12 protein-coding genes are annotated in these 12,149 nt (G+C 41.6%); all 12 read right to left on the bottom strand.

The features are described 5' to 3' along the window. Positions 1 to 72: 72 nt before the first annotated feature. Positions 73 to 933: a F0F1 ATP synthase subunit gamma gene (locus LQ188_RS04065; RefSeq protein WP_101223833.1), complete on the bottom strand. Its 861-nt coding sequence runs from the start codon at positions 931 to 933 to the stop codon at positions 73 to 75. A 37-nt stretch (positions 934 to 970) separates the two neighbouring features. Beyond that, positions 971 to 2,479, bottom strand: a complete 1,509-nt coding sequence (gene atpA, locus LQ188_RS04060; protein WP_230176114.1) for a F0F1 ATP synthase subunit alpha — start codon at positions 2,477 to 2,479, stop codon at positions 971 to 973. A 24-nt stretch (positions 2,480 to 2,503) separates the two neighbouring features. Then, a complete protein-coding gene (locus LQ188_RS04055; protein WP_101223834.1) occupies positions 2,504 to 3,040 on the bottom strand; it encodes a F0F1 ATP synthase subunit delta in 537 nt (178 codons plus the stop codon). Then, a complete protein-coding gene (gene atpF / locus LQ188_RS04050) occupies positions 3,037 to 3,558 on the bottom strand; it encodes a F0F1 ATP synthase subunit B (protein WP_048685855.1) in 522 nt (173 codons plus the stop codon). The genes LQ188_RS04055 and atpF overlap by 4 nt, the downstream gene beginning before the upstream one ends. Before the next feature lie 167 nt (positions 3,559 to 3,725). Continuing rightward, a complete protein-coding gene (gene atpE / locus LQ188_RS04045; protein ID WP_048685857.1) occupies positions 3,726 to 3,950 on the bottom strand; it encodes a F0F1 ATP synthase subunit C in 225 nt (74 codons plus the stop codon). Positions 3,951 to 4,014: 64 nt separating this feature from the next. Continuing rightward, on the bottom strand, positions 4,015 to 4,710 hold the full coding sequence (gene atpB, locus LQ188_RS04040; protein WP_101223835.1) for a F0F1 ATP synthase subunit A: 696 nt from the start codon (positions 4,708 to 4,710) through the stop codon (positions 4,015 to 4,017). 22 nt (positions 4,711 to 4,732) lie between these two features. Continuing rightward, positions 4,733 to 5,101, bottom strand: coding sequence for an ATP synthase subunit I (locus LQ188_RS04035; RefSeq protein ID WP_101223836.1), 369 nt, complete (start codon positions 5,099 to 5,101; stop codon positions 4,733 to 4,735). A 459-nt stretch (positions 5,102 to 5,560) separates the two neighbouring features. Next, positions 5,561 to 7,789 carry a S8 family serine peptidase gene (locus LQ188_RS26805; RefSeq protein WP_290370092.1) on the bottom strand — a complete coding sequence of 743 codons (2,229 nt, stop codon included), beginning with the start codon at positions 7,787 to 7,789 and terminating at the stop codon, positions 5,561 to 5,563. 83 nt (positions 7,790 to 7,872) lie between these two features. Further along, entirely contained in the window at positions 7,873 to 9,015 is a 1,143-nt protein-coding gene (wecB, locus tag LQ188_RS04025; protein WP_230176113.1) for a UDP-N-acetylglucosamine 2-epimerase (non-hydrolyzing), read from the bottom strand. A 23-nt stretch (positions 9,016 to 9,038) separates the two neighbouring features. After that, positions 9,039 to 9,668, bottom strand: coding sequence for a uracil phosphoribosyltransferase (gene upp / locus LQ188_RS04020; protein WP_101223839.1), 630 nt, complete (start codon positions 9,666 to 9,668; stop codon positions 9,039 to 9,041). A 235-nt stretch (positions 9,669 to 9,903) separates the two neighbouring features. Beyond that, a complete protein-coding gene (gene glyA, locus LQ188_RS04015) occupies positions 9,904 to 11,145 on the bottom strand; it encodes a serine hydroxymethyltransferase (RefSeq protein WP_101223840.1) in 1,242 nt (413 codons plus the stop codon). A gap of 370 nt (positions 11,146 to 11,515) precedes the next feature. After that, positions 11,516 to 12,109 (bottom strand): TIGR01440 family protein, encoded by a 594-nt coding sequence (locus LQ188_RS04010; RefSeq protein WP_230176112.1) that lies wholly within the window; start codon positions 12,107 to 12,109, stop codon positions 11,516 to 11,518. Positions 12,110 to 12,149: the final 40 nt, after the last annotated feature.

Raw genomic sequence — 12,149 nt, 5'->3', positions numbered from 1 at the left:
CGTTGCTTATAACGACTATCGAGTTTATGGAACGGCCAAGCTTCGTCCGGGCCGACCGCCCCTTTAATGATTTTATTCTAAAGCTGCTGCACCGCCGACAATCTCTGTAATTTCTTGAGTGATCGCTGCCTGACGTGCACGGTTATATTGTAATGAAAGTGAGTCGATCAACTCTTTTGCATTATCGGTCGCATTTTTCATTGCAGTCATACGTGCAGAGTGCTCACTTGCTTTACCATCTAATAAAGCACCATAAATCAAACTTTCTGCGTATTGAGGCAGTAATACCTCAAGAATTTCTTCTGCATTCGGTTCAAATTCATAAGAAGTCAATGTTGCATTGGAAGTATTGAAGTCAGCTAACGGAAGGACTTGCTTTTCCGTTACATCCTGCTGGATTGGGCTGACATAATGGTTATAGTACATATAAAGCTCATCACACAGCTCATTCAGATATAAATTCACTGTCGATTTTGCAAGGGAGCTAATGTCAGCGAAAGACGGCTGATCAGGAACCCCAATTACTTCAAGCTCTACGTGCATGTTACGGCTGACAAAGAAATCACGGCCAACCCTTCCGATTGCGATAATGACGAACTCATCATTGGATTTATGGCGTTCAAGAATAGTTTTATGAACGTGGCGAAGGATGCTACTATTGTAAGCCCCAGCCAATCCACGGTCCGATGTGATTACCAAGTAACCGGTTTTCTTAACTGGACGTGAAGTAAGCATTGGATGAGATGCATCCGTGCTTCCGTTCGCAATACTAGATACCACTTCTTGAATTTTTTCCATATATGGAACATATGCTTTAGCATTAGCTTCTGCACGGTTCATTTTAGAAGCAGATACCATCTGCATCGCTTTTGTAATTTGACTCGTCTTTTTCGTTGAAGTAATCCGAGACTTAATATCGCGTAAAGAGGCCATTCATTCTCACCACCCTTTATAAATTAGTTAGACCTTATTATTCAGAAATAACGAAGTTCTTTTTGAATTCGTTAATTGCAGCAACGATAGCAGTGTCTTCAGGAAGACCTTTTGTTGTGCGAATGTGATCTAATAATTCCGGATGAGAACGATCTAGGAACACATAGTACTCTTCTTCAAAACGAAGGATATCCGATACTGGAATATCATCTAAATGACCTTTAGTCAATGCATAGAAAATCATGACTTGTTTTTCTACTTTGATCGGTTTGTTTAGATCTTGCTTAAGGACTTCAACTGTACGAGCACCACGGTTAAGTTTTGCTTGTGTAGCAGCATCTAGATCAGAACCGAATTGAGAGAATGCTTCCAATTCACGGTATGAAGCCAAGTCAAGACGTAATGTACCGGCAACTTTTTTCATCGCTTTAATTTGTGCAGATCCACCAACACGGGATACGGATAGACCAGCGTTAATCGCAGGACGTACACCTGAGAAGAACAAATCGGATTGCAAGAAGATTTGTCCATCAGTGATGGAAATTACGTTTGTTGGAATGTAAGCAGAGATGTCGCCTGCTTGTGTTTCAACAAACGGAAGCGCAGTGATTGAACCGGCACCTAAAGTGTCATTCAATTTTGCTGCACGCTCAAGTAAACGGGAGTGCAAGTAGAATACATCCCCTGGGAATGCTTCACGACCTGGAGGACGGCGAAGTAGCAAGGAAAGTTCACGGTATGCAGATGCTTGCTTAGAAAGATCATCGTAAACCACAAGAACGTGCTTGCCAGCGAACATGAACTCTTCACCCATAGTCACACCAGCATATGGAGCTAGGTATAAAAGTGGTGCTGGTTGAGAAGCTGATGCAGATACAACGATTGTGTAATCCAAAGCACCATTTTTACGTAGCGTTTCAACAGTTCCACGAACCGTAGATTCTTTTTGACCGATAGCCACATAGATACAGATCATATCTTGGTCAGCTTGGTTAAGAATTGTATCGATCGCAACTGATGTTTTACCAGTTTGACGGTCACCAATGATCAACTCACGTTGTCCACGACCGATTGGAACTAATGCATCGATTGCTTTAATACCTGTTTGTAAAGGTTCATGTACTGATTTACGGTCCATTACACCTGTTGCAGGGCTTTCGATTGGACGAGTTTTTGTCGTAGCGATCGGGCCTAGGCCATCTAAAGGCTGTCCAAGCGGATTCACGACACGTCCGATTAATTCTTCTCCAACTGGCACTTCCATGATGCGGCCAGTACGGCGTACTTCACTGCCTTCTTTAATGTCTCTGAATGGTCCAAGAATAACAACACCCACGTTATTTTGCTCAAGGTTTTGTGCTAATCCCATTGAACCATTGGAAAATTCTAAGAGCTCCCCAGACATTGCATTATCTAAACCATGAACGCGTGCGATACCATCACCAACAGTGATAACCGTACCAACATCGCTTACTTTAATTTCCGACTGATAGTTTTCAATCTGCTTTTTAATCAGCGCACTGATTTCTTCAGCTTTGATGCTCATGAATTTCACCCCTATCTGTGAATATTAACCTAATAGTTGTTTGCTAAGGCGATCTAACTTACCGCTAATCGTCCCGTCATAAATGCGGTTACCGATTTGTAATTTGATGCCGCCAAGGATATTGCTATCCGTAATATTAGTAATGCGTAAATTTCTTTTGCCTATTTTCGCTGCAAAAGATGAAGACACAGCTTCCACTTCCGTTTCAGTCAATGGACGTACTGTATAGACCGTTGCATCAGCTACTGAGTTTTCTTCATTCGCAAGTTCAATGAACTCTTGTGCCATTGCTGTCACTTCATCTGTACGATGACGCTCCACCATTAACATCACAGTGTTTTGAACGGAAGAAGAAAGGCTTGCAAATGCATTTGCAATCAAAGCGGCTTTTGCATCTTTAGTCATTTTAGGATGAGCCAGAAAGCTTAATAGCTCATTATCATTTGTAAAAACTTCATTCACTATGCGAAGCTCTTCTTCAAGTTGGTTAATGAGATTTTGCTCTTTCGCAATTTGGAAAAGGGCAACGGCATAACGCTTTGCTACTGTTATATCGCTCATTTCCCTTCTCCTGCCTCTTGAATGTAGTCATTAATCAATTGCTCTTGATCTGCTTCGGATAATTCTTTTTCTATTACTTTAGAAGCAATAAGTACGGATAAAGATGCCACTTGCTCGCGTAATGCCGTAATGGCTTTTTCTTTTTCCTGTACGATTTCACGCTTAGCTGTTTCTTTGACGCGTTCTGCTTCAAGACGTGCTTGATTCACGATCTCTTCACGCTGTGCTTCACCTTGAAGTTTCGCGTTTTCTATAAGTTGTCCCGCTTCAGTGCGAGATTGTTTTACGATTTCACGTTGTTCTTCTAAATATTTAAGTGCTTCTTGTCTGCTAGCTTCAGCTGCTTGAATTTCATTTGCAACATGTTCTTCACGTTGAGTCATGATGCCCATTAGAGGACCCCATGCAAATTTCTTCAGCAACGCTAACAAAATGATAAACATTACTAATTGGTATAACATGTCTCCGCCATTAAAGCCATGAGACGTTGACCCAAGTACAAAGCTGCTTGTTAACACGCTTGGTTCACTCCCTTCACGAGTTTCACTTCTTAAAGCGTTCATTATATATGAACTTTAGAAAACTATGCTCTTAAACTGTATAAAAACAGGATTGTGGACATAAAGGAAAGGCGAAGGTTCACATGGAACGAACTTCGCCATTTTTGAACTTTTTGAAGGTTCTATTAACCACCATATACCATAAACGCAATTACTACCGCGATGATAGGCATCGCCTCAACTAAACCTACCCCGATGAACATTGTTGTTTGAAGCATACCGCGAGCTTCTGGTTGACGAGCGATACCTTCTACTGTTCTTGAAACGATAAGACCATTACCAATACCTGCACCTAGTGCTGCTAAACCAATTGCAATTGCTGCTGCAAGAAGACCTACTGAACCTGTCATTATAAATATCCTCCTTAGATTGTATCAAAATTTATTATTTTTTTAGTTCTAAATGAACTTATAATTAATGGTCGTCACTGACTTTATGAGACAGATAAACCATTGTTAACGTGACAAAGATAAACGCTTGGATACTACCGACGAAAATACTATAGCCTTGCCATACTAATGTAGGCACAATTGCACCAATAAATCCGGCAGCTCCACTAAATGCTAGAGATCCCGCTAATAGACTAAGCAAAACTTCACCAGCATAAATGTTACCATATAGACGCAGACCAAGTGTCAAGGAGTTTGTAAATTCCTCTACAAGTGTCATTGGGTTTTTATAAGCTTTAAAGTAACCCTTGGCGCCTTTCATTTTTATAGCATAATAATGCGTTAAACCTAAAACCATGACTGCAAGAGTCAATGTGATAACTGGGTCGGCTGTTGGTGATTTCCACCAAAGCACACCATCGTAACTAATTGCAAACGGAAGACCTAGCATATTGGACACAAAAATGTACATCAGCAAAGTCATACCAAGCAGTTGAAACTGACCACCTGTTCTCCAGTCCATGTTACTATTAATAATACCCTTAACGAAATCCATAATCCATTCCATGAAATTCTGCATGCCAGTTGGCTTCATTGCAAGCTTACGTGTACCAATCACAGCAAGTATGAACACAACTAGGCTGGCAACTGTAATCATTAGGACGTTACTCAAGTTAAAGGTAAGACCCATAAATTCTTGTAAGGGTGCTTCATGATTCAACTATATTCACCTCTCTTCCCCGCTATCGACGTATTAATTGGATGAAAAAATCTATAAAAATGACAATATAAGCTGTCATTAATCCCCATACAACACTTATCAGATGAAAATGCTCCGGAAATTCCAATGCAATGAGTACCGCTAGACCTGCGGATGCCATTCGAGTCATCGTCCCAAGAGATTTAGTTTTCTTTCCTTCATCGAGCGCCTGACTGAACTTTTTCATTTTCTGATTGATCAGCCATAAATTGTATAAACTCAAACCCGTACCCAGTATAAGCCCAGCAAAAACGGCTTGATAACTCGTAAGTCCCCATCCAACAACATAAACCGCCAGAAGAAAAATTATATATTTACTCTGCCTGTTGAACATGATTTTCATTTCTGGCATTTTTCATTTAATCTCCTGAGAAATATTTTCGTACTGAATGAAGCATTGCTTGTAAACATAGCAAGTCCACAAAGAAGGCCAATTACTAATAGCAGCGGTTCGAATCTTAGGTTCTGACAAGTAAATGAAGATACCGAACAAAACTGATCCGACTATTTGAGAAAGAATCGCTGACATCAAAGTCATAGCCATTTTAGACGGCAAATCATTTGACGCAAGTTGCATCCTCGCGGTTGAATTTGGTGGAGGATAGAAAACATTTCATGCTGTAAAAATCTGCATGCCGGGCTACTGAAAACCCTCTCATTTTACATCCTTTGTTAGCATACAATAGGCTAGAATCAATGTCAATGAGTGGTTAGTGAAATTTGTCACAGGTTTGTAATTATTAACGAATTGTTCACAAATTATCTTTTTTCTTCTATTGACATCCGTTTTATTTTACTTATTGTCCTCTGTTCACTCAATAAGTAACGTCTTTTCTATCCGATCTTCCCTTCCGCCCCTTCTCGCAAATATTATCGCTTTATACACTCCTTTAGGCGGCAAGTCCTTTTTCAATACATCTTTTTTGATCAAACCGGAAGGTGCCGATCTCGACCAATCCAAATATCCAGCGAATTTCAAGCTATCCTCCTCATATAGGGCAATACCGAATTCTTCAGCCCCCCGCGGAAGGTACATTTCGTATCGATATGTGCCAGCCTGGTCCCCTTGGCCAAAATCAAATCCCATTACCCTTGGATAATCAGGCTCTTCTTTTACATATAAATAAGGAAGTGATATTCTTTTGGTTCCTTCCATTATTATGAGGTATCCATCAAATACTCCCTTTTTAAGCTCGGCTGGGTTGATCTGCAGTCCCACTTTTATCTGTTTCTTTTCCTTTGGATTCAATGTAAGGGATTTCGGCAATTCCCAAGTGAGCCCTGTCTCTTTTAATGGGACCATAAAAGAGTACTTCCTCATTTTCGTTCCGGTATTTTCTATGACTATCGTTTCATGATGCTCTTCAATTCCTTCTTTCTTTGTGTACATTCCAAAGGACAATGAGCTAGGATTCAAGAGCGTGTCCGCTTTTAATGCTTCGTCGACCTGAATGCGTCCAGCCCCCTGTTCATATGTGTGATAAAATTGATTCGCAGATTTCCTCAATGGCTTTGAAGTGCTCATCAATGCAGATTTCACTTGATCAGGAGTCCAATCCGGGTGTTTTTGCAGGATTAACGCGACTGCTCCTGCAACATGCGGTGCGGACATACTTGTTCCATCCAAGGACATATATCCTTTAGGAACGGTGCTTTCAATTTCCACTCCCGGTGCCAATACGTCAGGCTTTATTCCCCATGATACAGTTACCGGTCCCCTTGAGCTAAAATCAGCGAGCCTATCCTGCTCGTTCTTATAAACAAATTGAACGGTTTTGCTTTGCCCTTGCTCCATGGTTTGCTTAAGCTGCATTCCATCTCTTCTATTAATAGAAGCAGCTGGGATGTTCATTTCCTTTTCCAAGCTTCCAGTAAAGGTACCGCTCGTATTATTATAAACAATTACCCCCTTTGCACCTGCCTTTTCTGCATTGGATACTTTCTGCTGGAAGGTAAGTGTGCCTCGTTCCATCAAAACAATCTTATCCCGAACATGTTTCAGGTCCTTTTCATTACCCAGTCCCCCATATATGACATCCTCGGAAAACGTCAGGTTCCATTTTTTAGAGCCTTGAAACAAGGTTAAATGCGATTGATGCTTTTTCGATCCAAGTCCGTAAATCATATACGGAACCCTTAAGGGAGGAGTCGATGCCCCAACGGAAATCGCTTTTTCCGCTGTTCCGGGTGAGCCGACGGTCCATACAGCCGGACCGGAATTCCCATTTGATGTCACGGCAACTATTCCGCTTTCCACTGCCTTATTCAATGCAAGGGAGATAGGCAAATCAGGGCCATTGACGTTATTGCCAAGAGAGAGGTTCAATACATCCACCTTATCCTTCATGGCTGACTCAATAGCCGTCAAGACTTGATCCGTATCTCCTGCTCCACCTGGTCCCAAAGCTCGATATGCATATATCTCCGCCTCTGGTGCGACACCTTTCATTTTTCCATTGGCTGCAATGATGCCTGCCACATGAGTACCGTGTAATGTATTCAGGTCGCCTTGATTTTTGGTTTCCATCGGGTCTTCATCACCATCAACCAGATCCTTGCCACCTTTATATGCTCGTTGCAAATCTGGATGTGTATAATCAATGCCAGTATCGATTATCCCTACTTTTACCCCTTTCCCGGTTATCCGGTGATTCTCCTTATCAAAGAAACCCCTGACCCTGCCTCCTCCTATGTACGGGACACTTTCATCCAACACGGCTTGATAAACGGATACTTCCGTTACAGCCTGAATTTCGTCCTCCTTTTTAAGTTGTTCTATCTCATTCATCTTCCCATGAAGGGAAAATCCATTCAGGGCAACCGAATAAACATTCCGTAATTGAAGGGATGGGTATTTTTCAAGCAGTTTTTCGATCTTTTCCCGTTGAAACGCCTTATCCATCGTGACAACAACCGTTACTTCCTTAGATTCTGATAGTTTTGGTAAAGGCGGCAGAATGACGGATGCCAATCCCTTTTCATTTTGATAAATAAATACAAAAAGGAAAACAAACACTAGAAACGTTTTCTTTCCCAACATAATCATCCCCTTAGCAGTTATCTTTTCTCAACAACCTTGGAGTATGCAAATAAAAAAAGGAAAAGCGCATGGCTTTTCCTTTTTTATGAGTCAAATCTAGTTGGTGGCATATTTATTTGCTTAAAATAGTAACGGATGGCTTCAGCTATGCGGACCGAAGCGTTTCCGTCCCCATATGGATTTGAAGCTTTGGACATTTTTTCGTGCACCTCTTGATCCGTGAGCAATTCATGTGCCAAATAATAAATGGTTTGTTCATCAGTACCCGCCAACCTTAAGGTTCCAGCCGCAATCCCCTCAGGACGTTCCGTCGTATCCCTTAAAACCAGGACAGGTACACCAAGTGACGGTGCCTCTTCCTGGATTCCTCCAGAATCAGTCAAAATCAGATAGGCTCTTGAAGCGAAGTTATGGAAATCCAGAACATCCAGCGGCTCGATCAAATGAATCCGCGGATCGTCGCCGAGAATTTCGTTCGCCAATTCTTGAACAAGAGGATTTAAATGGACAGGATATACCACTTGAACATCATCATGCTCAGCAATGATTTTCTTCACGGCCCTGAAGATATTCCTCATGGGTTCACCTAGATTTTCCCTGCGATGGGCGGTAAGCAAAATGAGCCTGTCTTCTCCAAGTCCATTTAACACCGGATGTGAATAAGTGGACCGTACAGTCGTTTTTAAAGCATCGGTTGCCGTATTTCCCGTCACGAAAATATTATCCTTCTTGTTTTCGTTAAGCAGATTCTCCTCCGCCTTCGAAGTCGGTGCAAAATGCAAATCCGCCAGCGTACCGGTAAGCTGTCGATTCATCTCTTCCGGATAAGGGGAATACTTATTCCAGGTGCGCAGCCCGGCTTCTACATGCCCAATGACAATCTGATTATAAAAGGCAGCCAGACTTGCGACGAACGTTGTGGTTGTATCTCCATGTACAAGAACAATATCAGGCTTAGCTTCCTTCATTACGGAATCAAGACCATTTAATGCTCTTGTTGTAATGTCAGCAAGCGTTTGCCTTTCCTTCATTATGTCCAAGTCATAATCCGGCTGAATGGAAAATAGTTCGAGAACTTGATCTAACATTTGACGATGCTGAGCCGTAACAGCAACGATCGGCTTGAAATGTTCTGGGTGTTTTTGAAATTCGAGTACTAAGGGAGCCATTTTGACAGCTTCTGGTCTCGTCCCGAAAATGGTCATGACTTTTATCGGTTTGTTCATTCGTGACACCTCAGCTTCTTTCCTTATTTTGTGCCGAATAAACGATCTCCTGCGTCTCCAAGACCTGGAACGATATAACCATGTTCATTCAGTTTTTCGTCAAGGCCAGCAATATAAATATCAACATCTGGATGGGCTTCTTTTAATGCGTCCACACCCTCTGGAGCTGCAATCAAACACATGAATTTAATATTCACTGCACCGCGCTTTTTAATGGAATGGATCGCTTCGATGGCTGATCCGCCAGTGGCTAACATCGGGTCAACGACAATGCATTCCCTTTCTGCCAAATCACTTGGCATTTTCGCATAATATTCAACAGGTTTCAAAGTTTCAGGATCACGGTAAAGGCCAACATGTCCGACCTTTGCAGCAGGAATCAGCTTAATGATTCCGTCCACCATCCCTATGCCTGCACGTAAAATCGGGACGATCCCCACTTTTTTACCAGAAAGCATTTTCACTTTCGCCGTGCTTACAGGCGTTTGGATTTCCACCTCTTCGAGCGGCATATCCCTCGTGATTTCAAATGCCATCAATGAAGCGACTTCATCCACTAGTTCACGGAATTCTTTTGTTCCTGTATTTATATCACGTATATAGGCTAATTTGTGTTGAATTAACGGGTGATCGAAAACATAAACTTTTCCCATTTAGCATCTCTCCAATTCCATTGCTTAGTTTTGCGCTTTTTTATGATTTCCCTAATCGAATAGAAAAATTTTCGTGTCTTTTTAAATTCACTTCAACCTATTTTACAGAAAAACGATTCAATCTTCAATAAAGGTTTAGATGTCAGACCTATTTTCACTATTCGGATTCTTCTCATACTGACTCCCATAAGGTATAAAAAAACCGCTCCCTTTAGAAGGAAGCGGCTCAAGAATATTACAATGAAGGATATAATTCAAATTTGTTCGCTAATGTTTCAACACGCTGTTTTGCTTCTTCAAGTTTAGCTGCGTCCTCATTATTTTTCAAAACAAGTCCGATGATTGCAGCTATTTCATCCATGTCATCCAATCCGAAGCCACGTGATGTCACTGCCGCAGTCCCAATACGAATACCACTTGTAACGAATGGTTTTTCCGGGTCATAAGGAATCGCATTTTTGTTAACGGTAATACCGATTTCATCCAAAACATGCTCTGCGATTTTTCCCGTTAATCCAGTAGAGCGAACATCAAGAAGAATCAAGTGATTGTCCGTTCCATCAGAAACAAGTGTGAACCCTTCTTTCTTCAAACCTTCGCCCAAACGTTTAGCATTGTCGATGATTTGTTGTGCATACACTTTAAAATCATCTTGAAGCGCTTCTCCGAATGCAACAGCCTTAGCTGATATGACATGCATCAATGGACCGCCTTGAATTCCAGGGAAGATGGATTTATCGATCTTCTTACCGAATTCTTCTTTACAGATGATCATTCCGCCGCGTGGTCCGCGAAGTGTTTTATGAGTAGTTGTCGTTACAAAGTCAGCATAAGGAATTGGGCTTTGGTGTAAACCAGCCGCAACCAAACCTGCGATATGTGCCATATCGACCATTAAATAAGCACCAACTTCATCTGCAATTTCGCGGAATCGCTTGAAATCAATTTCCCGTGGGTATGCACTTGCACCCGCTACGATCAATTTCGGTTTGTGCTGACGCGCTTTTTCCAAAACATCATTGTAATCGATACGGTGATCTTTTTCGTCTACACCATATTCAACGAAGTTGTAGTTAACACCACTGAAGTTAACTGGGCTTCCATGTGTTAAATGACCTCCATGCGAAAGGTTCATTCCAAGCACTGTGTCGCCGGTTTGAAGCACTGTAAAGTAAACGGCCATATTGGCTTGAGCTCCAGAGTGCGGCTGTACGTTCACATACTCCCCGCCGAAAATTTCTTTCGCACGCTCACGTGCTAGATCTTCAACGATGTCTACATACTCACATCCGCCATAGTAACGTTTTCCAGGGTATCCTTCTGCATACTTATTAGTTAAGACCGACCCTTGTGCTTCCATGACAGCTTCACTCACGAAGTTTTCAGAAGCAATAAGCTCAATTTTACTTCTTTGACGCCCTAATTCCAGTTGAATTGCGTTAAACACTTGCTCATCTTGCTTTGCTAAACGATTCATTCCGTAATTCCTCCTCAAATTGTGCGTGATTCGCTTTTTAGTATTTATGTGCAACATGCCTTCAAAAAAGCATGAAAAAGCCTTACCAATAATTATTAGAAAATTCTACTCCATTTTAACATGTCTAATTTAGAAGTGATAGTCTAATTTTATCGAACATTAAATGTTTTTTTATTTAAAAATGTTCGTATTTGACATCAAAATCATGGTAAATAGCCCTTTCACCCTATATTTAACGAGCGAAATCTCCATTCTATTAGCACTCCCAAATAGAGATTTTTCTTGTGAACCTTAGCTTTAGCTTTACGATTTTGAACAGATTCTATTAAAAAACAGCATTCCCCATCCGAGAAATGCTGTCTCACTTACCTTAAGTACAACTCTTGTTTTCAGAGATGTCCTGATAAACGGCCCGTTCCCCGCCAATCAGTTTCGGGCGGGTTTTGGCCATGGTCACATGTGCATGCCCTATTTCTTTAATGGCAGAGCGGATTGGAACCGCCACATGCTTCAGATGCATGCCAATGAAGGTGTCTCCAATGTCTATCCCCGCATCCGCTTTAATATGTTCAACGACGACAGCATCTTTCCATTGCTGATAGGCGTACGTCGCCATCGATCCCCCAGCTGTTCTTACAGGTACAACCGAAACTTCTTCATAATCATATCGAATCGCGGTTTCCCTTTGCAAAACCAACGCCCTGTTAAGATGCTCACAACATTGATATGCAACCTGAACACCCGTTTTCACTTGAAAATCCCTCACTACGGAAAAAATCATCCCTGCAACATCGAGCGTCCCTTCAGTACCGATCCTTTTCCCGATCACTTCACTTGTACTGCAGCCGATTACCAGTAGCTGTTTCTCTTTTAAAGACGTCTGTTCTTGAAACTCATGTAAAAGCTCCTGAAACTGGTTTTCCCATATCTCAAGCTCATTTGAAAATGTAGCATCACTTATCATGAAAACGCATCCTTTCAAAAAGAAAACTTGCTATCAAAAG

The organism is Peribacillus sp. Bi134 (genome assembly GCF_918698065.1).
Taxonomy (GTDB): domain Bacteria; phylum Bacillota; class Bacilli; order Bacillales; family DSM-1321; genus Peribacillus.
Note: the sequence above shows the minus strand (reverse complement) of the source record. Positions and strands in the feature narration are given on the sequence as shown.

Coding starts and splice junctions, on each gene's coding strand:
- LQ188_RS04065 (WP_101223833.1), bottom strand. CDS start 933: ATGGCCTCTTTACGCGATATTAAGTCTCGGATTACTTCAACGAAAAAG.
- atpA (WP_230176114.1), bottom strand. CDS start 2,479: ATGAGCATCAAAGCTGAAGAAATCAGTGCGCTGATTAAAAAGCAGATT.
- LQ188_RS04055 (WP_101223834.1), bottom strand. CDS start 3,040: ATGAGCGATATAACAGTAGCAAAGCGTTATGCCGTTGCCCTTTTCCAA.
- atpE (WP_048685857.1), bottom strand. CDS start 3,950: ATGACAGGTTCAGTAGGTCTTCTTGCAGCAGCAATTGCAATTGGTTTA.
- LQ188_RS04035 (WP_101223836.1), bottom strand. CDS start 5,101: ATGCCAGAAATGAAAATCATGTTCAACAGGCAGAGTAAATATATAATT.
- LQ188_RS26805 (WP_290370092.1), bottom strand. CDS start 7,789: ATGTTGGGAAAGAAAACGTTTCTAGTGTTTGTTTTCCTTTTTGTATTT.
- wecB (WP_230176113.1), bottom strand. CDS start 9,015: ATGAACAAACCGATAAAAGTCATGACCATTTTCGGGACGAGACCAGAA.
- upp (WP_101223839.1), bottom strand. CDS start 9,668: ATGGGAAAAGTTTATGTTTTCGATCACCCGTTAATTCAACACAAATTA.
- glyA (WP_101223840.1), bottom strand. CDS start 11,145: ATGAATCGTTTAGCAAAGCAAGATGAGCAAGTGTTTAACGCAATTCAA.
- LQ188_RS04010 (WP_230176112.1), bottom strand. CDS start 12,109: ATGATAAGTGATGCTACATTTTCAAATGAGCTTGAGATATGGGAAAAC.